The organism is Cellulomonas palmilytica, from assembly GCF_021590045.1.
GTDB lineage: Bacteria > Actinomycetota > Actinomycetes > Actinomycetales > Cellulomonadaceae > Cellulomonas > Cellulomonas palmilytica.
In genome coordinates, this window is the sequence record NZ_CP062221.1 from 1,325,902 (window position 1) to 1,350,205 (window position 24,304).

Annotated in this window: 16 protein-coding genes; 4 read left to right on the forward strand and 12 right to left on the reverse strand. The window is 74.9% G+C overall.

All coding sequences use genetic code 11. The features are described 5' to 3' along the window. Nucleotides 1-181: 181 nt before the first annotated feature. Genes F1D97_RS06245 through F1D97_RS06260 form a run of 4 tightly spaced genes read left to right on the forward strand, consistent with a single transcriptional unit; the run spans nt 182 to nt 11,507 of the window. Complete coding sequence (locus F1D97_RS06245; protein WP_236123012.1) at nt 182-745, forward strand: DUF4255 domain-containing protein; 564 nt, start codon at nt 182-184, stop codon at nt 743-745. After that, on the forward strand, nt 742-2,982 hold the full coding sequence (locus tag F1D97_RS06250; RefSeq protein ID WP_236123013.1) for a carboxypeptidase-like regulatory domain-containing protein: 2,241 nt from the start codon (nt 742-744) through the stop codon (nt 2,980-2,982). The genes F1D97_RS06245 and F1D97_RS06250 overlap by 4 nt, the downstream gene beginning before the upstream one ends. Next, nucleotides 2,982-5,498 carry a carboxypeptidase regulatory-like domain-containing protein gene (locus tag F1D97_RS06255; protein WP_236123014.1) on the forward strand — a complete coding sequence of 839 codons (2,517 nt, stop codon included), beginning with the start codon at nt 2,982-2,984 and terminating at the stop codon, nt 5,496-5,498. The genes F1D97_RS06250 and F1D97_RS06255 overlap by 1 nt, the downstream gene beginning before the upstream one ends. Before the next feature lie 6 nt (nt 5,499-5,504). Continuing rightward, nucleotides 5,505-11,507 (forward strand): carboxypeptidase-like regulatory domain-containing protein, encoded by a 6,003-nt coding sequence (locus F1D97_RS06260; protein WP_236123015.1) that lies wholly within the window; start codon nt 5,505-5,507, stop codon nt 11,505-11,507. A 27-nt stretch (nt 11,508-11,534) separates the two neighbouring features. Here F1D97_RS06260 and F1D97_RS06265 read toward each other — a convergent pair whose 3' ends face one another. The 12 genes from F1D97_RS06265 to F1D97_RS06320 form a co-directional block, all read right to left on the reverse strand. Continuing rightward, complete coding sequence (locus F1D97_RS06265; RefSeq protein WP_236123016.1) at nt 11,535-12,026, reverse strand: hypothetical protein; 492 nt, start codon at nt 12,024-12,026, stop codon at nt 11,535-11,537. After that, entirely contained in the window at nt 12,023-12,577 is a 555-nt protein-coding gene (locus F1D97_RS06270; protein WP_236123017.1) for a phage tail protein, read from the reverse strand. Before F1D97_RS06270 ends, F1D97_RS06265 begins: the two co-directional genes overlap by 4 nt. Beyond that, nucleotides 12,574-14,511: a putative baseplate assembly protein gene (locus F1D97_RS06275; RefSeq protein WP_236123018.1), complete on the reverse strand. Its 1,938-nt coding sequence runs from the start codon at nt 14,509-14,511 to the stop codon at nt 12,574-12,576. Before F1D97_RS06275 ends, F1D97_RS06270 begins: the two co-directional genes overlap by 4 nt. Beyond that, nucleotides 14,511-14,936 carry a GPW/gp25 family protein gene (locus tag F1D97_RS06280; RefSeq protein ID WP_236123019.1) on the reverse strand — a complete coding sequence of 142 codons (426 nt, stop codon included), beginning with the start codon at nt 14,934-14,936 and terminating at the stop codon, nt 14,511-14,513. Before F1D97_RS06280 ends, F1D97_RS06275 begins: the two co-directional genes overlap by 1 nt. Next, complete coding sequence (locus tag F1D97_RS06285) at nt 14,936-16,696, reverse strand: phage baseplate assembly protein V (RefSeq protein ID WP_236123020.1); 1,761 nt, start codon at nt 16,694-16,696, stop codon at nt 14,936-14,938. The genes F1D97_RS06280 and F1D97_RS06285 overlap by 1 nt, the downstream gene beginning before the upstream one ends. Beyond that, the gene (locus F1D97_RS06290; RefSeq protein WP_236123021.1) at nt 16,693-17,349 is read right to left on the reverse strand and encodes a CIS tube protein; all 657 of its coding nucleotides are present in this window, start codon (nt 17,347-17,349) and stop codon (nt 16,693-16,695) included. The genes F1D97_RS06285 and F1D97_RS06290 overlap by 4 nt, the downstream gene beginning before the upstream one ends. After that, on the reverse strand, nt 17,349-18,083 hold the full coding sequence (locus F1D97_RS06295; protein ID WP_236123022.1) for a hypothetical protein: 735 nt from the start codon (nt 18,081-18,083) through the stop codon (nt 17,349-17,351). Before F1D97_RS06295 ends, F1D97_RS06290 begins: the two co-directional genes overlap by 1 nt. Before the next feature lie 2,900 nt (nt 18,084-20,983). Next, nucleotides 20,984-21,448: a phage tail protein gene (locus F1D97_RS06300; protein WP_236123023.1), complete on the reverse strand. Its 465-nt coding sequence runs from the start codon at nt 21,446-21,448 to the stop codon at nt 20,984-20,986. After that, nucleotides 21,441-21,614: a DUF6760 family protein gene (locus tag F1D97_RS06305; protein ID WP_236123024.1), complete on the reverse strand. Its 174-nt coding sequence runs from the start codon at nt 21,612-21,614 to the stop codon at nt 21,441-21,443. Before F1D97_RS06305 ends, F1D97_RS06300 begins: the two co-directional genes overlap by 8 nt. A 9-nt stretch (nt 21,615-21,623) precedes the next feature. After that, complete coding sequence (locus tag F1D97_RS06310; RefSeq protein WP_236123025.1) at nt 21,624-22,091, reverse strand: hypothetical protein; 468 nt, start codon at nt 22,089-22,091, stop codon at nt 21,624-21,626. Then, nucleotides 22,088-22,567: a phage tail protein gene (locus F1D97_RS06315; RefSeq protein ID WP_236123026.1), complete on the reverse strand. Its 480-nt coding sequence runs from the start codon at nt 22,565-22,567 to the stop codon at nt 22,088-22,090. Before F1D97_RS06315 ends, F1D97_RS06310 begins: the two co-directional genes overlap by 4 nt. Before the next feature lie 45 nt (nt 22,568-22,612). Then, nucleotides 22,613-24,181: a phage tail sheath family protein gene (locus tag F1D97_RS06320; RefSeq protein ID WP_236123027.1), complete on the reverse strand. Its 1,569-nt coding sequence runs from the start codon at nt 24,179-24,181 to the stop codon at nt 22,613-22,615. Between the last annotated feature and the right edge of the window lie 123 nt (nt 24,182-24,304).

A 24,304-nucleotide genomic window follows, 5' to 3' on the forward strand; every position in this document is an offset into this window, starting at 1 on the left:
CCGCCCGGGCGGCCGCGCCGGGCAACTGCGGTAGCAATTACCGATGTCCGGCCTCCACGCCGGTTCCTACCGTCAGGTGTCCCGGCCGAGCCGCGCCCGCGGCCTCGTACGGCGCCCCGACGGGGCGAGTCGCCGGCGTGGGGGAAGACGTGGGGGAAGGCGTGGGGGAAGGGGGCGGCGCGTGCTGATCCCGGTCGTCGAGGACGGGCTCGAGCGGCTCCTGCGCGACACCCTGCCGCTGCCCGAGGACGCGGGGGACGTGTCCTTCGACCCGCCGTCGAGCGCATGGTCGGCGCAGGTCAACCGGCTCACCGTGAACCTGTTCCTGTACCAGGTGGGGCGCTCGGCGCAGCCGTCGCGCGGCCCGCAGGCGCGGCCGGGTGCGGGCGGGGTGGTCGAGCGGCGGTTCGCGCTGCCGATGGTCGACCTTGCGTACCTGGTGAGCGCGTGGGCGGGCTCGCCGCGCGACGAGCACTCGCTGCTGGGGGACGTGCTCACGCGGCTGCTCGCGTACCAGGTCCTGCCGTCCGAGCACCTGGCGCGGCCGCCGTCGTCGCCCGTGCAGCTCTCGCTCGTGACCGACGAGCGCAACCGGCCGCGTGAGCTGTGGTCGACGCTCGGCGGTGCGCTCAAGGCGTCGTTCACGCTCACCGTCACGGTCGCCGCGGACGCGTACGACTGGGAGGAAGCGGCCCCGCTGGTCACGCAGGTGGTCCCGGCGACGTCCCGGTGGGGCGCGCCATGAGGGTCTCGAGCACGGTCGAGCGGCTCGACGTCGCGCCCGGCGGCACGGGCGTCGTCCCGCTCGAGGTGGTGAACACCTCCGAGGTCATCGAGTCGCTGTCGGTGCGTGCGTTGGGCGTGCCCGAGGCGAGCGTGCGCGTCGAGCCGGACGCGCTCGCGCTGTTCCCGGACGCGGCGGGCGAGGTCCGGCTCACGGTGGGGCTGCCCGGGTCGTTCCCGGCGGGGACGTACCCGGTGACGTTCGTCGTCGCCGGGCGGGCGCCCGGTGCGCGCGAGGCGTTCCACGACGTCGACCTCGTCGTGCCCCCGAACCCGCACGTGCGCCTCGACGCGACGCCGACGCTCGTGCGCAGCCGCAGCCGCGGCGCGTTCACGCTCGAGGTCCGCAACGACGGCAACACCCCGCTCGACGTGGCCCTGCGCGCGCAGGACGCGGACCGCACGGTCCGCACGACGATCACGCCGTCGACGCTCGCGGTGCCCGCCGGGTCGGTCGGCACGGCGACGGCCCTGGTCAAGGGGCCGCGGCAGCTGCTCGGCGGGGACCGGGACCGGCCCGTGACGGTGCACGCCGAGGCGCCGGGCACGCAGTCGCGCGTCGACCTGGTGCTCAAGCAGCGGCCCACGATCAGCCGCGGGCTGCTGACCGCGCTGATCCTGCTCGCGATCGTCCTCGCGTGGGCGCTGGCGTTCCTGCTCGGCACGCGCGAGGTGCTGGGCGCCGAGCCGTACGCGAAGGTCGCGCCCGCGTCGTTCTTCGCGGCGACGCACGAGGAGTCCCGCACGGGCGACGAGCAGGCCGCCGCGGCGGCCGGTGGCGGCGGGGGAGCCGTCCGCCCGGCGGGTGCGGTGTCCAAGAAGGGACCGGTCCCCGCGGGCGTCGGCGCGACGCTCACCGGGACGGTGCGGGGGCAGGCGGACGGCCAGGGCCTGGGCCGGATCACGGTCGTCGTCGTGCGCGAGGGCCGCGACGGGCCGGAGCCGGTGGCGTCCGCGGCCACGAAGGCCGACGGGACGTACGCGATCACGGGGCTGTTCCCGGGCGAGTACGTGGTGCGCGTGCGGGCCGACGGGTACGACGCGGCCCGGTACCCGGCGTCCGCGTCCGGCACGGGCGCCGACCACGTCGAGGCGGCCGCCGGCCAGGTCACCAAGGGCGTGGACCTCACGCTCACGGGGCACCCCGCGACGTTGTCGGGCACGGTCGAGGTGGGTGAGGAGACTCCCGGCACCGAGGTGACGGTCACCGCCCGGCCCACGTGGGGCGGGGCCGACGCGGCGCTCGTGCGCGAGACGACCGCGGACCCCGAGGGCGGGTACACGTTGACCGACCTGGCGGCGCCGGGCACGTACGAGCTCACGTTCACCGCCGAGGGCTACCAGCCGACCACGACGACCGAGCGCGTGCTCGGCGGCCAGGAGCGGTTCGCGCTCGCCGTGCGGCTCGGCGCCGGGACCGGCTCGATCGCGGGGACGGTGACCGACGGCTCGGCGGGCGTGGGCGGCGTACAGGTCAGCACGTCCGTGGACGGCAAGGAGCTCGTCGTGGGCACGCCCACGGTCGGGTCGGTCGGGAGCTTCGTGCTGCCGAACCTGCCGACGCCCGCGACGTACGTGCTGACGTTCACGCGCGGCGGCTTCACCACGCGCACCCTCGCCGTGGACCTGCGTCCGGGCGAGGTGCGCGCGGACCTGTCGGTCGTGCTCACCGGCGGCGAGGGGACGGTCACGGGCCGCGCGGTCGACGAGGACGGCGCGGGCCTGGGCGGGGTCACGGTGACCGCGGGCGGCGCGGGCGCCACCGCGAGCACGACGACCCTCACGTCGGGTGACGTCGGGGCGTTCACGCTCACGGGGCTGGGGTCCGACAAGCCGGTGACGCTCACGTTCGCGCGCGAGGGGTTCACCTCGGTCACGGTCCCCGTGACGATCCCCGCGAGCGGTCCCGCGGCCCCGGTCGCGGTGACGCTGCGCCCCGCGGTCGGGACGGTCGTCGGACGCGTCACACGGGACGGGACCGGGCTGGTCGGCGTGACCGTGAACGCGACGGACGGCGAGGTCACACGGACCACCACGACGACCGCGACGGGCCGGCACCGGTCGGGGTCGTACGTGCTGAGCGGGCTGCCGCCGGCCACCTACACGGTGACGGTCGTGGTCGACGACGAGGTGGTCGCCACCTCGATCGTCACCGTCACGGGCGGCGAGGTCCGGCGCGACCTGCCGGTGGAGGGCTGATGCACCTCGACCTGGAGCCGCGCCGGCTCGTCGTGCAGCCCCACCAGGGGGCCTCGCTCGTCGCGACCGTCACCAACACCACGGACGTCATCGCGGGCTACGCGGTGCGTGTGCTCGGCGCCGACCCGTCGTGGGTGAGCGTCGACGAGCCGCAGCTGCGCCTGTTCCCGTCGGAGACGGCCGCGGTCGTCGTCACGCTGCGCCTGCCCGAGGGGCTGCCCGCGGGCGAGCGGCGGGTCGCGGTGCAGGTGCGCGACCTGGCCGACGAGAGCGCCATCGCGGTGCAGGACGTCGTGCTGGACGTGCCGCCCGTGCCCCGCACGTCGGTGCGCCTCGACCCGCCCACGGTCACCGCGGGCAAGGCCGCCGCGTACTCGGTCGTGGTGCACAACGAGGGCAACACGCAGCAGGTCACGGGCCTGCTCGCGCGGGACCCCGAGGCGGCGACGACGTTCACGTTCCGCCCGGAGAGCCTCACCCTCCCGCCCGGGCAGAGCGCGACGGTCGCGATGCAGGCGCGCGCCCGCCGCCCGTTCGCAGGCGACCCGCGGCTGCGGCCGTTCGAGCTGCGGCTCACCGGGCCCACCGCGCCGCCACCCGAGGCGCCGCCCGCGGCGGCGGGCGTGTTCGTGCAGAAGCCGCGGTTCGCGCGCGGCGTGATCGCGCTCGCGGGCCTGCTGCTCGCGCTCACGACGTTCGCGGTCGTCATCACCGTCGCGCTCAGCTCGGTCGTCAGCCGGTCCGCGGCCGACCGCCAGCTCGCGCTCGAGGTCGCGCAGGCCCGCGCGCAGGAGGACACGACCGGCAGCTCGTCGCTCACGGGCACCGTCACGGACCTGTCCACGGGGGAGGGCGTCTCCGGCCTGACCGTCGAGCCGTACGGCGACGGCTCGACGACGCCCCTGACGAGCACGACGACCGACGACGCGGGCGCGTTCACGTTCACCGCGATCCCCGCGGGCGAGTACACGCTGCGCGTGAGCGGCGCAGGGTTCACGGAGACCTGGTACCCGTCGGCACCCACCCAGGCAGACGCGCAGCCCGTCGCCGTGCAGGACGGCCAGACCGTGGCCGACCTGGGCGTGCTCGTCGGCGGCGTGCCCGCGACGCTCGCCGGGACCGTCACGGGCGACGACGTCGCGGGGGCCGTGCTCACGGTCGAGCTGCCGCTCGACACCGGACCGCTCGCGGGCACCCCGCCCGAGCCGGGCGAGGCCGCGTCGACGAGCAGCGGGGCGGTCGTGCGGACCGTGCCCGTCGGGGCCGAGGGCACGTTCGAGGTCGCCGACCTGCCGTCGCCCGGCGTGTACGACCTCGTCGTCACCAAGGAGGGCTTCTCGTCGTCCGTGCAGCGCGTCGACGTCGCGGCCGGCGAGGACCGTGCGGGCGTGCAGCTCGCGCTCCTGCAGGGCGACGGGTCGATCGCGGGCAGCGTGAGCGGGTTCTCGGGACCGGTCCCCGGTGCGACGGTCGTCGCGAGCAGCGGGCAGGTCGTCGTCGAGACCGTGACGCTCACGCAGGACGCCCCCGGCACGTTCGTCGTGCGCGGCCTGCCGACGCCGGGCGCGTACACGGTCGTCGTCGCCGCCGAGGGGTACGCGTCCGCCACGCTCGCCGTGACGCTCGACCAGGGGCAGGCGCTCACCGGGCTGGCGGTCGTGCTCGGGACCGACGAGGCGACGCTCGGCGGGCGCGTGACCGTCACCGGGTCGTCGGCGGGCGGCGTGGACGTCACCGTCACCGACGGTGCGGTGACGCAGTCGACCGTCACGCAGTCGACCGACCCCGAGGGTGCCTGGAGCCTGTCCGGGCTGCGCGTCCCGAGCACGTACACGGTGACGTTCTCGCGCGCCGACCTCGAGCCGCAGGTGCTGTCCGTGAGCATCGACGCGTACGGCACGGTCACGGCCGGTGCGCCCTCCGCGAGCGCCGTCGACGTGACGATGCGGGGCGCGACCGCGCGCATCCACGGGACCGTCGAGCAGGAGACGGGCTCGAGGTCCGACCTGCGGCCCGTCGGGAACGTGCGCGTCACCGTGAGCTCCGCGAGCAGGCAGCGCGTCGTGCACACCGCGTCCACTCCCGCCGGCGACGTGGGCCGCTTCGACGTCCGCGGGCTCGAGCCCGGGACGTACACCGTGACGTTCTCGCGGTCCGGCACGAAGCCCACGTCCGAGATCGTCGTGCTCGCGGCCGGCGAGGAGAAGCAGGTGTCCCCGGACCTCGTCGCGCCGGCCAGCGTCCACGGGCACGTGACCCTCGGGAAGGACAGCACGCCCGAGGACCTGGTCGTGCTGCTCTACCGCGCGTCCGAGTACGGCACGGCAGCGGGCCCCACGGCCACGACGACGACCGACGCCGACGGGAAGTACGAGTTCCTCGACGTCGACGCGCCCGAGAACTACCTCGTCGAGGTGCGTCTCACGCGCGACGGGCAGGTGCTCGCCACGTCTGCCGCGACGACCGTGACGGCGAGCGAGCGCCAGCAGGTGAACTTCACGATCGAGGCGGGCTGAGCGGCCATGGCCAAGGCACCGCGCCCCGGTCGCGTCGCGACGACCGTCCTGGTCGAGCCCGGCGCGCACGCAGCACCGGGCGAGCACGCGACCCTGCGGGTGGCCGCGCGCAACGTCACGACGACGACGCGGGACCTCGTCGTGTCGGTCGTCGGGCTCGAGGGGTCGTGGCTGCCCGCGCCCGTCGTCGTGACGGACGTCGTCGCCGACGCGACCGTGACCGTCGACCTGCCGATCCTGCCGCCCGTGGGCGCCACGCCCGGCGACTACCCGTTCGTCGTGGCCGTCGAGTCCGTGCGGCACGCGGGCGCCGCCGACGAGGCCGCGCAGGAGCGTGCGACGACGCTCGCGGACGGTGCGCTGCGCGTCGACGGCGAGTCCGGGCTGGTGCTCAGCGTCGAGCCCGCCGAGGTGCGGGGCGTGCGGTCCAAGCGCGTCCAGGTGGTGCTCGCCAACCGCGGTGAGACCACCACGCGCGTGCAGCTCGACGCGCACGCGCAGGACACCGGGTTCGTGGACCTCGCGGCGCGCGAGGTCGACATCGCGCCGCACGCGAGCGTGCGCGTCGGTGCGCGCGCCGGGACGCGGCGGGTCGCGCTCGTCGGGACCGCGCGGCGGATCGGCTGGCACGTGACCGCGACGGGCCAGCAGGCGCCGCACCGGTTCGACGCGGCGTTCACCGCCCGACCCGTGCTCACCGGGACCGCGCTGCGTGCGACCGCCGTCGTGACGCTCGGGCTGCTGTGGGTCGGGCTCGTGCTCGCGGCGCTGCCCTGGCTGTCCGGGCAGGTCACCGACTCGGCGCAGCGGGACGACACGGAGACGACCGCCCCCGCGACCCCGGGTGCCTCCCCGGGCGCGGGTGGGAACGACGGCGGCGGGGCCGGCGGGGGCGCCGGTGGTGGGGCCGGCGGACCAGGCGCAGGGTCCGGCGGCGGGTCCGCCGGCGAGGACGGCGGCGAGGACGGCGCCGAGGACGGCGCCGACGAGGGCGTGCGCATCGGCGGGGTCGTGACCTCCAGCGACCCGTCGGACGTGACGGTGCAGGTCGTGCCCGCGGGGGCGCTCACCGGCACGGACGCCCCGGACGGCTCGACGGACGGCTCGTCGGAGACCGGCGCCGCGGCGGGCGACGACGACGGCCTGACCGCGCGGGCGTCGCGCGCGCTCGCGGAGCACCACCCCGTCGGCGCGGCCGCGTGGCTCGTCGGCGCGTTGCGCGGCACGAGCACGAGCCGCGCGCCCGGGTCCTCGGGTGCCGGCAAGATCTCGGGACTCGCGCTCCCGGTCGAGCGCACCGACGTCACCCCGCAGCGCCGGTCCACCAGCACGGGCGACGACGGCGCGTGGGCGTTCGCGGGACTGTCGCCGACCGCGCGGTACCTGCTGACGTTCTCCAAGGCGGGCTACGAGACGCAGCGGTTCTGGGTCACGGGCGCCGAGGCCGCCGCCGCGCCGCTCGAGATCGAGCTCACGCCCGGTGACGGCACGCTGCGCGGCACGGTCCGCGGGCCGGACGGCCCGGTGGGCGGGGTCCGGCTCACGCTCTCGGACGGCACGACGACGATCACCACGCGCAGCGCGACGTCGGGCGCGGTCGGCCGCTGGGAGGTCGACGGCCTGTCCACGCCGTCGACGTACCTGGTGAGCGCGACGTCCGAGAAGCTCGGGGCACAGGCCGCGCTCGTGTCGCTGCCCGCCGCGGGCAGCCGCACGGTCGACCTCACGATGCGCGCCGGCGTGACCACATTGTCCGGCACCGTTGAGGGCCGCGACTCGCTCGGCGGGCAGGACGGGCTCGGCGGCGTCACGGTCACGGCGCGCAAGGGGTCCGTGGTGCGCACCGCGACGACCGTGACCGGTACCGCGCGCGGCACGTTCGTCCTGCCGGACCTGCCCGTCGGGGCGTACACGGTCACGTTCGAGGCACCCGGCTACGCGACGCAGACGCACCGGCTGCAGCTCGGCGTGGCGGGACGCGCACCCATGATCGTCAGCCTCACGTCGCTCGGCGGCACGCTCGGCGGCACCGTGAAGGACAGTGCGGGGCACGGCCTGACGGCGGTGGGACTGACGTTGAGCGGCCCCGCGGGCCGGTTCCGGACGATGTCCATCTCGGACGGCCAGGGCACGTTCACGTTCGTGGGCATCCCCGCCGGGCAGTACACGCTGGTCGGCGAGCTGTTCGGGCACAGACCCGCGTCGGCGCAGGTCACCGTCACGACGTCGGGCGCCACCGCGCACCTCGAGCTCGTCGAGCTCGACAACGACGGGGTGAGCGACGACGCGAAGATCGTCGGACGGGCGACGGACGCCCGCACCGGTGGGTTCCTCACGTGTCCGAAGGGCAGGTCCGACGAGGTGTGCACACTCACCGTCACCACGACGCGGCACCTGCCGGGTGGCGGCACGGAGCCCGTCACGGTCAGGGGGCCGGCGTCCGAGACGTACCGGCTGCCGGGCGCGCGGGACGGCGGCCTGCTCCCGGGTTCCTACCGGCTCACGCTGAGCGCGCCGGGGTACGAGCCCGGGCACGTCGACGTCGCCGTCGCCATGGGGCAGGTCGTCGAGGCGCCCACGGTAGCGCTCGACCTGGCGCCGTCGATCATCGGGTCCGTCGCCGCGCGCGTGGGTGTGGTCCCGACCAGCACGTGCGTCGTCGCCGTCGAGCAGGGCGAGCCCGGTCCCGGGCCCGACCCGTGCGCCCGCGAGGGCCGCGCCGGGTGCCACACGGACGAGGGCGCGTGCTCCTTCACGGGCGTGAACGGGTCGTTCGAGATCAACCGCCTGCGCGCACGCCCCTACGTCGTGTACGTCGTGCCGGCGCTGGGCGGCGAGTACGTCAGGCCCACGCCGGTCGGCGTGACCCTCAAGGCCGGGGAGCCGCGCCGGGTCGACTTCACGCTCGACCGGCTGGGCGTGATGATCGTGACGGCCCTGACGTCGGACGGCAACGGGGCCCTCTCCGCCGCTGCCGACGCGCAGGTCACGGCGAAGGGACCCGCGACGGTCTCGGGGTCGGCGCCCAACGGAGTGGTCGAGCTGCGCAGGTTGCCGGCGGGTTCGTACGAGGTGACCGGCCAGACCGTGGGAGCGTCGGGCACGGTGAAGGACGTCCAGATCAGCCTGAACCAGGAGCTCCCGGTCCAGGTGGTGCTCACCACTGCGGTGAGCACGGTGCGCAAGCAGGTCGTCGTGAACCTGGGGGCCTCCCCGACGAACGTCGCCGGAGCGACGGTGGAGGCCTCGGGTGTCGTCGGGTACCGCGGGGTGGTGCCGATCCCGGGCGCCGGCACCCGGCCGGCGTCGACGACGGACGGAGGCATGTTCGAGGTCTGCACGTTGCCCGACCCGAAGAGCTGCCCGGACCGCGACGACGTGATCCCCTTGCCGCTCGTCGAGAAGCGGGTCGACCTCCGCGTGACGAAGGACGGCTACGAGCAGTACGTGGCGAACGGTGTCAGCACGACGGACGAGGCCCCGATCGTGCTGACGCCGACCGGGCGCACGTTCGCGGGCAAGGTGACCCTGCAGGGCGCGACCGCCGCCGAGCTGCCCGCGGCGTACTCGAAGGTCACGTTCCGGGTGACCAAGGCCCCGCCCGGCGTCGGGGAGATCGCGGTCGTCGCCGACAATGCCGGCCGGCTTACCTGGAGCGACTCCGCACAACCCGCGGGCTCCGGCAAGATCCGGCCTGGCAGCTACACGGTGGCCGCGTCGCTGCCCGGCTACGTCTCGGACCCGGTCCCGCTCGAGGTCGCCGTGGGCGCGGACCCTCCCGAGCTGGAGGTGACGCTGCAGAAGAACGGCGTGCTGCGCATCAAGCTCGTCGACTCGGCGGACACCGACGTGCCCGTGACGGACGCGGTCGTGACGCTCACGGTCGACAACATCGAGCAGCGTCGTTCGGCGCTGCCGGGTACGGACTACGTGGACTTCGGTGAGCTCGCGCCGAACATCGACCCCGGCTACGACGTGGTGGTGCGGGCAGCCGGGTTCAGGACGTTCTCGGGCAAGGTCCCGCTCGCGGCGGGCCAGACGACCGGGGCGCCGTCGAAGCTGGCACTGGAACGGCTGGGCACCATCGCGGGCCACGTCGAGGCGGTGATCACGAGGACCATCAGCGAGAGCCTCGCGGGTGCCCAGATCACGGCCACGTCGGGGAGCACGACGTTCACGTCCACGACGAGCGCTGCCGGGACGTACACGGTGACGGGTACGACCGAGGTCGACGGGCTCGCCCAGGCAGAATGGAGCGTCAAGGCGACGGCGGACAACTACGTGGCGGCCTCGGGGACGTCCGACACCACGGTGGTACCCGTCACGATGCCCGGCAAGACCGAGCCCGCGCCGGAGCTCCTCCTGAGCCCGAAGCCCGCGAGCCTGACAGTTCTCGTCCTGTCCGGCAGCGAGGGGGTCGAGGGCCTCTCGGTCGAGCTCACGTACAACAACGGCACGAGCACGGACCGGCCGCAGCTGACCTCGCAGGGCGGCGGCTACTACCGGTTCGAGAACAACCTCGCGCCGCTGTCGTACACGCTCAACATCATCGGCTCGGGGTACTCGCCCGTGGTGATGGACGTCCCGATCGCCGCCGGACGGAGCCGCGCGATGACGGTGCAGGTGACCGCGCCGACCGGCTCCCTGGAGGGGGTCGTGCAGCGGCAGGCCGCGAACGGCGCGACCTCGGTGGTCCCGGGCGCGACGGTCGAGCTGTCCGGAGACGGCGTGACGAGCACTCAGCCCTCGGACGACGACGGGCACTACCTGTTCGAGGACGTCGCGGCGGGGACGTACACGCTGTCGGTCTCGGCGGGCGGGCTGTCGACGTCCCGGACGGTCAAGCTGCAGGCGGGCGCGGGGCTCGTCGTCGACCTGCTCCTGACGGAGACGACGCACGCGCTGAGGGTCACGGTGACGTCCGCCTCGGACCTCACGGGCGCGCTCGTGAGCCTCACGGGACCGTGGACGTCGGTCGCGCAACCCGTGGTGCGGGCCGGGCCGGGCACGTTCTCGACGACGTTCGCGCAGCTCGGCGACGGCGTCGGGACCGCGACGCTGTCCGGGCCGGCGGGGCACCTCGGCACGTGGACGACCGACGTGGAGATCGACGGTGCCGACGCGGAGATCGAGTTCGAGGTCGAGGAGACGCAGGTCCGCCTGCGCGCCACCGGCCCCGCGGGTGCGCCCGGCACGCTCACCGCGCGCGTCACGCCCGCGTCCAACGGGGTGGCCCGGAACTTCGTCGTGACCGTCGGCGGCAGCGACACGACCGTGTGGGTCCCGGACGCGGGTGCCACCGTGGCCGTCGCGGACAGCGGCGGGTGGGACCTGACGATCACGCCGACGAGCGTCCCGGCGGGCGTCGACTTCCAGCTCGTGACCCTCGCGCTGACGGCCCGCGCCACGACCATCGCGGTCACGAGCGCGCCGACGACGATCGTCGAGGGCACCACGCTGACGGTGGGCGTCCGGGTGACGGCAGGCACCACCGCTGTCACGGTGGGCGACGTGGTGCTCGAGCGCAGCACCAACGCGGGCACCTCGTGGACGCAGATCGACACGTCGCCGCTCGGCGGGAGCGGGACCGCGAACCTCACCGAGGACACGTCGGGCTGGCAGAGCGGCGCCCAGACCCTGCGCGTGCGCTACGCGGGCTCGGGCCGGTTCGCGGCGTCCGGCAACGTCGCGGTCACCGGCGTGACCGTCCAGATCCCGGCGACGATCGCGTTCACCACGGTCACGGCGTCGAGGCTCGTCGTGGCCCTCACCCGAAGCACGGCCGGGACCGGGACCCCCACCGGCACGGTGCAGTTCCAGTCGCAGTCCGGCACCACGTGGACCACCATCGACGGCTGCGACGCGGTGACCGCGGTGGGCGGGTCGGCGACGTGCAGCCCGGCGACCGACCTCCCGGCGGGCACGACCGTCCGTGCGACGCTCACCGGCTCGGGCATCTGGACCGACGCGGGTCCGGTCCAGGGCACCGTCCCGGCCGCCGCACCCTGACCGGTCCGGGTCTCGGCCCGGACCGGCTCAGAACAGCCAGACGAGCAGCAGGACGAGGGCCGCGGTCGTCGCGGCGGTCATCACGACCACCCACCAGGTGTCCGGGTGCCCGCACGGCGCGGGCGGGGGTGGCGGCTGGATCACGACGACGGGCGCGGGTGCGGGCGGGGGTGCCGGCACGGGCGGCGGCGGGGGTGTCATGGGCGACCCGCAGCGCACGCAGGTCACGGCGGTGGGCAGGTTGAGCTCGGAGCACACCGGGCACGCGAGCGTCGACGCGACCACCGACCCGGACGCGCCGGGGGCGCGCCAGCGCGCGTCGTCGCCGGACTCCTGCGGGGCCTCGTCGGTGCGGGTGGGGTGCGCCCAGAACAGCGGGTAGTCGCAGGTGGGGCAGAAGTCGCTCGCGAGGCGGCGGTCGCCGCGCACGCGCGTGACGGTGCCGCACTCGGGGCAGGTGACGCGCAGGCCGTCGTCGGGCTGGTCCAGCCCTGTCGGGGTGTCGTGCAGGTCGGTCATGACGCGAGCTCCTCCTCCTGCTCCGCGGCGGGCACCGGCCAGATGCGCTCCCCGCCGACGCGGACCTCGACGAGCACGTGCGCGGGCACCTCGTCGAGCACGAGCGCGAGGAAGTCGGCCTGCCCGAGCGGGCCGGTCGAGTCGACCTCGAGCACCACCCACGCGACGTCGTCGGGCACCTCGCCCTCGGCGAACACCCCGCCGCTGTCGGTGACGCGCGCGGGTCCGCCGGAGTACAGCTCGAGCAGCCGCGTGAGACCGGCGACGGTCCCGCGCCACTGCAGGGTCTGCGCGGCGGTGCGCAGGATGCGGCGCTGCGTCTGCGGCGGGTAGGACGCGTCGATGCCGGGCAGCCCGAGCCAGCGGGCCATCTCCTGCATCATCTGGGTCGGTGCGATGTCGATGTCGGCGAGGTACGGCAGGTTGTCGGCGTGCTGCAGGAGCGTGCCGGCCTGCTCCTGGAAGATCGACACGAACCGCACGAAGAACTCCTCCGCGAGCATGCCGTGCGGCAGCTGGCGCAGGAGCCAGTCGGAGGGGCGTGCGTTCACCGCACCACCACCCGGTGGTCGGCGGACAGGAACAGCGCGTTGTCGGACAGTGCGATGGCCTCGCGGCCGCCGCCGACGCGCCGCCCGGTGCGCAGGTCGTACTCGAACAGCTGCAGCTCGTCGACGGCGAGCACCCCGTCGATGCCTTCGACGACCTGCGCGACGGCGGTCGCGGTCAGGGGTGCGTCGAACGGCCAGCCGCCGCCGTCGGGCCCACCGGTGAGCGGGTGGATGAACCGGGTGAGCGCGTCGGAGATGCGTTGACGGACCATCGCGGCGGGCCGGCCGGGCAGCGCGCGCACGAGCGCCGCGACGCTCACGCCCTGGTAGTAGGGGGTGCCGAGCTCGACGGACGTGCCGATGGTGCGGCGCTCGTCGAGCGCGTCGGCGATCGCGTCGAACAGCTCGGCGGACAGCGCGAAGTCGTCGATGCGGTGCGTGCGCGGGTCGCTGCGCAGGGCGGGGACGACGAGCACGCGGACGGTCGCCGAGCCGGTCTGCGCGGCGGGCAGGCAGCGGGCGCGGGCGACCTCGACGGACGCCTGGCGCGTGATGGCCTCGAAGTCGGAGGCGGTGACGGCGCGCTGCCCGGTGCGCAGCGTGAGCGGCCCGCGGACCTTGGCCTCCTCGACGGACTCGGCGTCGACGCCGCCGGTCGCGGCGCGCGCGTTGGAGACGGACGCGACGAACGGCACGCCGCTGCGCAGCGAGACGAGCGTGCGCGCCCCGACGTTCCCGCGCGCTCCGCCGCCGGTGCGGTAGGCGGTCACGCGGATCTCGGCGCCGTCGGGCGGGACGGCGCCGTGCTGGCGCACGATGCCGTCGGGGTGCCGGATCGCAGGGCCGAACCGCACCTCGCCGGTGGTCGAGTCCCACACGACGTGCGGGTCGCCGGGTCCGGACGCCGAGAAGTCCGGCACCTCGGTCCAGCGTCGCGTCTGCCCGCGGTCGACGACGAGCACGCCCTCCTCGTCGCGGCGTGCGGCGACGGGCCACGACGACGCGCGCAGCACGAGCCCGGGCGCGCCGGTGGACCGGCCGAGCAGCTCGGCGGGGACGGTGGTGGCGTGCTCGGCGGGCACGGTCACGCCGATCGCGAGCAGGTGCGCCGACGAGATGCGCGGCGACGCCTGGAACGTCGGCTGGCCGGGCTGCGGGCGGGTCAGGCGCACGCGCAGCCAGTGCGCGAGCTCGCCCGCGAGCACGAGCGGCTCGTGCCGGTGCGGCACGAGCAGCACCACCGACCCGGACTTGTTGAGGCCGCCGGTGGAGTCGGACTCGACCTGGCACGCGACCCACGCCTCGCCGTCCCACGCCTCCCACGCGAGCGGCGGGTTGCGCGGGTCGACGCCGATGCCCTCGGCGCGCGCCGCGAGGTCGAGCCGCACCGCGTACCCGCCGAGCGAGCCCTTGGTGCCCAGGTAGAGCGCGTCGTCGGTGGCGACGGGGTCGGACGGGAAGCACAGCGCGGACGCGCCGGGGACGGTGAGGTCCTCCCACACGTCGTGCAGCTGACCCGCGGCAGTGCCGGCGAGCGCGGCGACCAGCTCGGGTGGTGCGACGACGGCCTCGTCGGACGTGGAGAACACCACCGGGTCGTCGCCGACCGTGGCGACCTGCGTGCCCGCGGGCACGCGCACGGGACGGTCCGCGGGTGCGGACAGCCAGAACGTCAGGTCGGCGTGCGCGACGCTCGGCGGGAAAGGCTCGATCCCGACCAGGTTGAGGAAGTGCACGTACATGCGCTCGGGCACCTGGTTGACGCGGAACAGCACCATCTCCGACATCCAGGCGAACAGCTCGATCAGCGCGACGCCCGGGTCGGACACGTTGTGGTTGGTCCACTCCGGGGTGAAGCGGGGGATGAGCCGCTTGGTCTCGTCGACGATGTCCTGGAACGTCCGGTCGTCGAGGTGCGGCGGGTCGAGCGGCATCAGGACTCCTCCCGGGGGATGACGTAGAACGGGAAGACGAGGTTGCGGCGGTCGTTGGTGGCCCGGACGCGGTAGTCGATCCGCACGCGCACGAGGCCGGCCTCGGCGTCGTCCTGCAGGGGCGTCACGTCGTCGACGACGATGCGCGGCTCCCACTGCGCGAGCGCGTCCCGCACCGCCTGCGAGATCAGCCCCAGCAGGTTCGCGGTGATCGGCTCGAACAGCAGGTCCCAGATGCGGCAGCCGAACTGCGGGCGCATGAGCCGTTCGCCGGGCGCGGTCAGCAGGACCACGCGGATCGAGTCCTCGAGGTCGCCGCCGGGCGCGGTGAGCGCGATCGAGCCCGTGTGGTCCACGTGCAGGGGCCAGGCGAAGCCGCGTCCGACGAAGTCGGGCGAGGCGGGCAGGAGCGGGGTCTCGGACATCAGTTGATCTTCACCATCGTTCCCTTGACCTCGGCGACGGCACCGGACTCGACGACCGTCGAGGCCGTGCCCTTGAACGTGGCGGTCATGCCCTGCAGCGCGAGCCCCGTGCCCGCCTTGACGGCGACGTCCGCGGACGACGAGACGTCGACCTTGGAGCGGGCCTTGAGCTCGAGCGTCGTGCCGGTGAGCGTGACCTTGCCGTTGCCGTCGAACGCGAGCGACGACTGCCCCGCGTTCAGCGTGAGCGGCACGCCGTCGGGCGCCTCGAGCACCACGGCGTCCTTGCCGACCCGCAGCCGCGCGCCGGACGCGAGGCTCAGCAGGATGTGCTGCTCGGCGTCGCTCGTCCCCTCGGACAGCTCGATGACGTGGCCCGTGCGTGTCTTGATGGCCTGCGCGACCACCGCGCCGTCCTCGCCGATCGCCGCGCGGTGCGGCGCCGCCTTCGTGCCGTACAGCCCGCCGATCACGACCGGCCGGTTCGGGTCGTCGTTCTCGAACCCGACGAGCACCTCGTCGCCCACGTGCGGCAGGAAGAGGTGCCCGCGCCCGCTGCCCGCGCCGGGCTGCGTGACGCGCGCCCACGCGGACTTCGCCTGGTCGCTCGCGGTCGACAGGGACACGCTCACGCGCCCGAGCGCGTCGGGGTCCTTGACGTTGTCCACCACGCCGACGACGAGCCCGCCGCGCCGGAACGTGGACGCCGCGCTCGTCGGCGGCGCGGCGACCAGCCGCACGGGGTCGCGGTCGCCCGCGACGAACGCCGTCGTCGACCCCGCGCGGTCCACCGTGTGCGTCACCTCGCGCACGTAGTAGGCGCCCGAGTTGGGACCCATGCCCGCCACGGACACCGTGGTGCCGGGCCGCAGCGTCGGCTGGTAGAGGCAGCGCCCGCGCGCGACGATCCGGCCGGTGCGCGCCGCGAGGCCCGTGGCGACGGCCTGCGCGTCCTCCTGCGAGGACGTGCTCGCGTGCGCGTCGGTGCGCGTGAACGTCGCGTCGCTGTTCTGCGGCTGCCGTCCCGCGCGCGGGCTCGGGGTCTGCGCGCTCGCCGTGACCGCCTCCTGCGCCTTCGGGTCCCAGCCGCGTACCGTCACCTCGGTCGTCGCGTCGGTCACCTGCCGCACCGCGAACGCCAGCAGGTTCACCCCGGCCGTGAGGTCGTCTGACGTGCCCAGCGAGCCCGACGACGCCGACCACACGTGCAGCGCCTGCCCCTCGACGACCCAGTCGCACCCGTACCGCACCGCGATGTCGTCGATCGTCGCGAGCGCGGTGTCGCTGCGCAGCGCGAACGCCACGGGGGCCGTCGGCAGCTCCGCGACCTCCGCCGTCAGGCCCGCGTCCCCGACGAGCTGCGCGACGACCTGCGTGTACGACATCTCGTGGAACGTCGTGACCTCCGCGCTGCGCGTGAGCCCGACCCCGAAGTCGTCGACCGTCACCGTGAGCTGCAGCTCGCCGCGCTCCGTGAGCGCCGACTCGACCGCCGTCACCGTCCCCGTCAGCAGCGTCGTCGACGCCAGCCCCTGCGTCGTGACCGACGAGATCTCCACCGCCTCGCCGATCGCGAACGTGCTCGACCCTGCGAGCGCGTACGCCGAGTCCGTGAACCGCAGCCACGCCCGCCCGATCGTGCGCAGCGCCCGCTCCACCCGCAACGACTCGAGCTGGTCCGTCCACTCCTCGGCCAGCTCTTGCCCGGCCACGAGGATGCGCGGCCAGGTGAGCGCCTTCTCGTCGCGCAGGACCGTCACGAGTCGATCCTCGGGACCGTGAGGAGGGACCCGGGCCGCAGCGCCAGCGGGTCCGTGATGCCGTTCGCCGCCGCGAGCGTGCGCCAGCGCGTCGAGTCGCCGTAGTACGTCGCCGCGATCCGGTCGAGCGTCTCGCCCGACTGCACGCGGTGCACCCGGTGCGGCTTCGGTGTCCCCGACGTCGGGTTCTGCCGCCCGAACGCCTGCGACTCCTCGTACTGCCGCAACGTCAGCGACACCGTCGCGCGCAGCGGCGTGCCCGACCCGGAGAAGTACGTGAACGTCAGGTCCAGGTCCGTGACCACCGCCTTGAACGAGTGCAGGTCGCCCCAGTGGAACGTCACGTACGGCGGGCGCGCGTTGTGGCTCGACTCGTCCGTGCCCGGCAGCGACGGGTCCACGTCCATGAGCGCGACGACCTTGCCCGTGTGCGCCGCCACCGACGACCCGTCGTTCGTCGTGTCGAAGAACAGGTCCACGTGCAGCACGCCCGACGACGCCCCCGTGTACCGCAGCCGCGGCACCCCGCGCCCCGGCACCGGCGCACCCGCCCACGAGTTCGACCGCGTGAGCTGCAGCTGCGCCGGGTTGAACAGGCACGGCACGCGCGTCCCGCCCTCGATCTCGAGGAACGCCTTCTCGATGCCCGTCATCAGAACACCTCCGACCCCACCCGCCACGCGCGACGCTCGGTCTCCTCCTCGAGCCGCCGCTCCACGAGCCGCAGCACGTGCTCGTCCAGCTCGTCGCGGTTCCAGCGCTCCAGCTCGGCGATCCGCTCGACCAGCCGGCGTTCGACCTCGTCGACCAGCGACGACGGGTCGCCGGCGACGGGCGCGGGGACGAACCCGTCAGGGGCGGGCAGCGACATGGCACCTCCCGGGAGGGACGAGGGTGGTCCGACGAACGGGTCGCCGACGACGAGCGGGGCAGCGTGACCGGTGACCGCCGCGGGCCCGGTCCACTGCGCGGCGAGCGAGGCGATCGCGCTGCTCGCGAGCGTCGGGTCGGCGGTCCCGCGCGCGGCGTCCGCGAGCGCGAGCGCGGCGGTGGGGGACAGCCCGTCCGTCGCGGCCGCGGGTCCGCCCGACGCGGCCGCGTCGGTGCGGTGCGACGCCACGGCCGGACGGCCGGGCTCCCGCAGGGACGCGCCCCGCGGGGGCGCGACGTTCCACGACGTCGGCAACGGGGGAGCGGCGAGCGCGCTCGCGGGCGGTGCCGTCCGGGGCGTCGTCCGCGCGCGCGGCCGAGCGGGCCGCCCACCGAGCCGCCCCGACACCCACCTCCGCACGACCGCCGAGACCGACCCCGGGAGCTCAGCAGCACCGCCCGGCTGCGACGAGCCCATGCCCGTCACCCCGGACGACGCACCGACCGCACTGCTCACGCCTGCGCCCAGGACCGCCCCGGGCCCGACGACGCCGCGCGACGTCCCCGCCGCGTCGGCGGACCCCGCGCTCGCGGGCGCGGAGCCCGACCGCGAGGTCGCCGCTGAGCCGATCGACCGCCGGACCACCGGAGCACCCGCGGGAGCGATGGGCGACGAGGACCCCCCGACAGACGACGCAGACGTCGTGCCCGTCGACCTCGACGCCGGCAGCGCCGACCGCCCAGCCGCCCACCCGGACGGCGACGATGCGGGACCGGCTGACCACCCGGATGACGACGACGCGGGACCGGCGGACCACCCGGATGACGACGACGCCTGGCCCGCCGACCACGCACCCGTGGTGGCTCCAGGGTCGAGCGCGCTGCGTCGGACGACGCCCGCCGCGGCGAGAGCGGACGGCGCGGGTGCGGGAGCAGCCCCCGAGGCCGGGCGCACCGTCACCGGAGCGAGCGCGGCCAGCACCGACCCGGGTCCGTGGCCCACGAGCCCGCCGGCCGGCCCGCCGACCTCCCACGAGGCCACGGCCGCGAGCCCGCCGCCGCCCTGCCACGAGGCCACCGCTCCGGGCCCGCCGCCGACCTGCGACGGGGCCCTCGCTCCGACCCCGCCGCCGACCTGCGACGGGGCCCTCGCTCCGACCCCGCCTCCACCGCGTTCCGATGCGGCCCCGGACCACGCAGCGCGGCCCGTGCCACCCGGCGCTGCGCGGCCTCCGCCGCTCGCGGGGTCGACCGTCGGTGCGTAGCCGGACCGTGGGGTGCGCGGACCACCAGGACGGCTGGGCCCAGGCGCGCCTCGTCCGCCGTGGCCGGGAGCGCTCGGCGTGGATCGCGTGGCGCGTCGGATCGGGCCGGGCTCGATCCCGAGCGGACGGCCGGGGTCGTCGGACCAGTCCGGCCGGTGCCCCGCCCGCCGGTGCCCCGCACCGGGCAGCCGCCCGACCCCGTGCGCGCTCGACCGCCGCACCAGCCCGCCGCCGTCCGCCGCCCCGCCGTGCGCACCCGACCCGGCGTCGCCCCCCACGGGACGCACCGTCGAGCTGCCGGGACCCGTCGCCCGCGAGGACGCGGCAGCCGACGAGGCCGCGGCCGAGGGTGCAGTCGTCGAGCCCGAGCGCGAGGACGCGGCCAGGGTGCTCGTCGGGTCTGGGCGCGGCGAGGAGGTGAGTGCGCTCGTCGTCCCGCCGGGGCGCGACGACGAGGGGAGAGCGCTCGTCGTCGCCCCGGCCGAACCGCTGGGCGTCTTCTCCGACGCGCGCCGCGCGAGCTCGGACGCGATCGGGGCGTTCGGCGCGACCGACCGTCGTGCCCGTGCGGTCGGATCACCGGTGGTACCGGTCGAACCCGGGACCGACCGCCCCAGCACCCGGGTCACAGCGCCCACGAACCGCCGCACCACGGCAGGCAGCGGCGCCGCGGCGTCGCCGGTCGCCCGCGCGAGCCTCCCCACCGACCGACCACCCCCGTCATCACTCAGGGAACGACCACCCGCAGCCGGAGCAACCCCGGCCTCGACGGACCTCCTCCCCACGACCCCGTGCTCGCTCCGGGAATGACCCACCGAAGCCGGAGGAACCGCGGCCTCGACGGACCGCCTCCCGACGACCCCGTCGTCGCTCCGGGAATGAGCCACCGAAGCCGGAGGAAGCGCGGGGTCGGCGGAGCGCCGTCCGGTGACCCCGTGGTTGCTCAGGGACTGGCCCGTCGGAGCCGGAGGAAGCGCGGGGTCGAGTGAGCTCGTTCCCGCGGTCGTCCCTGGTGGGTCCGACGACGGTCCGGACGATGCGTTGCCGGCCCCCGCCGTCCCGCCGGCTCCGACGACCCCGTGGTTGCTCCGGGTGTGAGTCGTCGGAGCCGGAGGAAGGGCGGGGTGGGCGGGGTTCGTCGCGACGAGACCGTCGTTGCTCCGGGAATGGCCGGGCGAAGCCGGAGAGATGGCGGGGTCGGCGGGGGTGGCTGCTCGGGCGGTGCGGGCGGCGGCTGCAGCCGAGGCGAGCGCGCGGCGGCGCAGGAGGCGGCCGCCTGGCAGCGGCGCCGGGGACGCCGGGCCCAGGGCGCGGTCCGCCGCCACGGTCGTCGAAGTCGGGGCGGCGGCCACGGTCGGGGTCGGGGTCGGGGCCAGCGCCGGGGTCGGGGCCAGCGCCGGGGTCGGGGTGGTGGGGGTGGGGTGCAGGGGGGAGCGGCGGAGGGAGGTCGTCGTCGGCGCGCTCGTCGGAGTCCGGGTGCCCGCGGCGGGCGCGGGGGACGACGCTCGCCCGGACCCCTCGCGGTCCCCCGGGGGACCGGGCCGGGGCTCGGGCAGGGCGTGTGGCTCGGGCAGGGCGCGGGTGGAGCGGGGGCGGGCGCCGTCGGCGGAGGTGAGCATGCGGCCGGCGGCGCGCACGTCGTCGGCGACGCGCACGCGGATGGTCTGCGGTGCGAGGCGCGCGGGCGCGGCGCCGGGCTGGCGGGACTCCTGGGTGGGGATGCGCTGGACCATGAGCGGCAGGCCGCGCGGCACCTCGCCGGCGTCGGACTCGGGGAGGTCGTGCTGGTGGCGCACCGCCGCGGTCTGCGCCCACCAGCGCGGCGGTGCGACGTCGGCGCCGCGGGACCGGACGTGCACGGGCGAGGGGCCGGCGAGCGCGCGGCGGACCTCGACGGGTCGGCCCCAGCCGGTCGCGAACCGCACGGACGACGACGCGAGCGACCCGATCGGCGAGGGCCGCGCGTGCCCGGGCCGGGGGCCGGGTGGGGCCATGCGGCGCGCGACGGCCCGGCCGAGGCGGTTGCGGTCGTCGGACGAGCCGGTGGCGGCGGGCACGCCGGCGACCGTCGGGAGCCCGACGGTCGCGCTGCGCGGCTGCTCGCTCACTCGGTCTGAGGTCCTCTCGTCGTCGTACCCGGAAGAAGCCGCGGTCAGGAGGCCGCGGCGCGGAAGCCGTTGTGCGCGACCTCGAGGGTCTCGACGAGCGACTCGGCGACCTCGGCGGACAGGCGCGGACCGGACCACGCGACGGCGAACACCCCGTCGAGCTGCCAGGACCGCAGGCGCTTGCCGGTGCCGTCGACGACGGTCACGGCGCCGGTGGCGCGGGTGAGCGCGTTGCCGTTGCCCGCGAACTCGTCGCCGGAGGTCTTGGTGACCCACGAGAACAGGGCGTCGGAGTTGACCAGGCCCCGCCGGAACACGAGGTTCGGCCAGCGCATGACGCCGGGGAACCGGTGCACGTACTGGTTCTGCCCGCCCTCGACGTACTCCTGCGTGGTCACGACGAGCTCGAGCCCGCTGACCTCCTTGAACGCGCCGATCTCGACGCCGTCGACCTCGAACACGAAGTTCGCCGCGACGGGGGCGTCGCCGCCCAGCGGTGCCTCAGGCACTGTCCCGCACCGCCTCCCACGCTCGGGCGTTCATGGCCGAGACCGCGCGCACCATGCGCACACGGTCCATGTGCTCCAGGTCCAGCAGGTCGGGCAGCGGCCAGTGCAGGTGGTACGCCAGGTAGGCGATCTCCTGCCAGAGCGCCTCGACGGGGTAGCGCAGCATGCCGCCCTCCTAGCGACCCTCCGCGCGGATCTCCTCGATCGCGGCTCGTCCCGGCCGGGGCAGCGGGACCGCGGCACCGTCGAGGTCGGTCTCGTCGGCGGCCTCGACCACCGGTTCGGGGACCGTCCCGGGTGCCGCGCCGAGCGCCTGCTGGGCCGCGACGAACTGCGCGAACTCCTCGGCGGTGCCGAAGTTGATGACGCCGTAGAAGTCCTGCAGGTACGCCAGGTCGGCGGCGAACAGGCCCTCGATCTCGTGCGGGGTGACCTGCGTGAGCGTCCCGAGGCTCTCCACGACGCGGGCGAGGACGACGATCGTGAGGCGCGGGTCGTCCGGGCCCGTGACGGTGGGGTCGCGCAGCGGCTCCAGCTCGTCACGGGCCGTCGCGAGGCGCATCACGCCGTCGCGGTGGACGGCCCCGTCGCGGTCGACGTAGCCGCGCGGCAGGGTGAACTCGTAGCGGGTCCGCAGGGTCACTTGATCCGCTCGAGGGACTCGATCGTGAGCGTGACGTTCTCCTTGACGGGGTCGTTGGAGTCGACGCTCAGCTGGTCGGTGGCGATCTTGCTGGGCCAGCCGTTGGTGAAGTTGAACCGCGCGACCTCCACGTGCGTGGAGTCGTAGAGGACGATCGAGCCGTTCTTGCGGTTGTTGGTGCGGTCGGACTGCAGGATCCCCTTGCTGCGGATCTCGTGGAACCACTGCCAGAGCTTGTCGGCGGTGGCGTCCGGCGGCGCCATGCGCGTGAGCGTGAGGTCGCCCTGCTTGTTGCGGCCGGCGAGGGTCTTGATGGTCTGCGACTTGCCGTCCTTGCCGACCTGCTGCGTGGAGGCGACCTCCATCTCGATGTCCAGGCCGGACACGGAGGCGAGGATCGTGACGACGGAGCCGTCGATCTCCAGGAAGAAGTTCTGGGCGATGAGCGGGTCACCGTCGATGAGGTCGTTGGGCATCGGGATCTCCTTGGGTCAGTGGGTCAGTCGGTCGCGCGAGCGGTCTCAGCTCGCGACCTGCTTGTTCTGGCTGATGCGGAAGATGACGAACTCGGCGGGCTTGACGGGTGCGATGCCGACCTCGACGACGAGCTTCCCGGCGTCGATCGACTCGGGCGGGTTCGTCGTCTCGTCGCACTTGACGAAGAACGCCTGGTCGGGCGACGAGCCGAACAGCGCGCCGGCCTGCCACAGGCCGCGCAGGTAGGCGTTGAGGGTGCGCTTGACGCCTTCCCAGAGCGCGACGTCGTTCGGCTCGAACACGGCCCACTGGGTGCCTTCGAGGATCGTCGACTCGATCATGTTGAACAGGCGGCGGACGTTGATGTACTGCCAGTCGGTGTCGGACGCGAGGGTGCGTGCGCCCCAGACCCGGATGCCGCGCGTGCCGAACGGGCGGATCGCGTTGATGCCGATCGGGTTGAGGATGGCCTGCTCGTTCTGCGTGATGGAGCGTTCGACGTCGAGCGCGCCGCGGATCGTGTCGTTGGCGGGGGCCTTCCACACGCCGCGCGTCTCGTCGGTGCGCGCCCACACGCCTGCGACGTGACCCGAGGGCGGGACGAGGATCTCGGCGTTGCCGTTGGTGCCGGTGGGGTTCTCGACCCTGATCCACGGGTAGTACAGCGCTGCGAACGCGGAGTCGTACTGCGCGGCGTCGCTGCGCCACTCGCGCACCTGCTGCGGCGTGAGCCCGGGCGGGGCGTCGAGGATCGCGACGCGGTTGGCGTGCTGCTCGCAGTGCGCGATGAGGCTGGTCTGGACGGCCTTCCACAGCCCGAGGTCGAGCGTGCCGTCGGCCTTGGTGGCGGCGGTCAGCAGGTCGGGGACGGCGACGATCGTGACGTCCTCGGCGATCGCGAGGCCGTTGATGCCGGAGCGGGCGGTCTCGGAGCCGGCGAACTTGCGGCCGGAGACGGGCACGGGCTTGGGCGCGGCCTTCTCGAGGCGGTACTGGCCGGGCTTGAGCAGCTCGAGCTGGCTGGACAGGTCGATGTCGTCGGCGACCTTGACCTCGACCTTCACCTTGGTGGAGGTCGCGTTGATGACGGTCGCGGCGTCGCGCGGTCCGCCGAGGGTCAGGTCGGGGAACGTCTCGACCGCGTCGTTGCCCTCGATCACGGTGATGGTGAACGGTGCGGGGCCGTCCTCGTCGTCGGGCGCGTCCTGGGACTCGACGAGGACCGTGAGGTCCGCGTCGGGCTCGACGGACTCGACCGCGAGCGGCAGGCCGAGCGCGCGGTCCTGCGCGGGCAGCTCGAGGCGCGCGGGCTCGCCGGACGGCTCGGCGTTGGGCACGCGGACCACGTAGGCCTGCGCGCCGCCGTTGAGGAAGAAGCCGTACACGGACAGGGGCAGCAGTGCCCCCTCGACGAAGCCCCCGTACAGGGCCTCGAACTGCGGCCAGCTCGTGACGAGCCGGGGCGCGAGGCCGTCGGGGTCGTTCGGGTCGTCGGTGGGCGCGGTGGCCGTGAAGCCGACGAACGCCGCCACGGCGGTCGGGGCTGAGGTGAGGACCTTCTGGGAGGAGGGGATCTCCTCGACGTACACGCCGGGCGCTGCGTAGGTGGGCACGGCCATCCTTCTTTCGGCTGCGAGGTCCCCGCGCCGGCGGCGTCGTCGGCACGGGCGGGTTCCCCCTGCACGAGGGTGGGTCGTTGCTGACGCTAGGAACGCGGTGGTCGCGGGGCATCGGTA

Excerpts from the sequence above, each read along its gene's own strand:
- F1D97_RS06250 (WP_236123013.1), top strand. The coding sequence starts at position 742 with ATGAGGGTCTCGAGCACGGTCGAGCGGCTCGACGTCGCGCCCGGCGGC.
- F1D97_RS06255 (WP_236123014.1), top strand. The coding sequence starts at position 2,982 with ATGCACCTCGACCTGGAGCCGCGCCGGCTCGTCGTGCAGCCCCACCAG.
- F1D97_RS06260 (WP_236123015.1), top strand. The coding sequence starts at position 5,505 with ATGGCCAAGGCACCGCGCCCCGGTCGCGTCGCGACGACCGTCCTGGTC.
- F1D97_RS06265 (WP_236123016.1), bottom strand. The coding sequence starts at position 12,026 with ATGACCGACCTGCACGACACCCCGACAGGGCTGGACCAGCCCGACGAC.
- F1D97_RS06275 (WP_236123018.1), bottom strand. The coding sequence starts at position 14,511 with ATGCCGCTCGACCCGCCGCACCTCGACGACCGGACGTTCCAGGACATC.
- F1D97_RS06280 (WP_236123019.1), bottom strand. The coding sequence starts at position 14,936 with ATGTCCGAGACCCCGCTCCTGCCCGCCTCGCCCGACTTCGTCGGACGC.
- F1D97_RS06290 (WP_236123021.1), bottom strand. The coding sequence starts at position 17,349 with ATGACGGGCATCGAGAAGGCGTTCCTCGAGATCGAGGGCGGGACGCGC.
- F1D97_RS06305 (WP_236123024.1), bottom strand. The coding sequence starts at position 21,614 with ATGCTGCGCTACCCCGTCGAGGCGCTCTGGCAGGAGATCGCCTACCTG.
- F1D97_RS06315 (WP_236123026.1), bottom strand. The coding sequence starts at position 22,567 with ATGCCCAACGACCTCATCGACGGTGACCCGCTCATCGCCCAGAACTTC.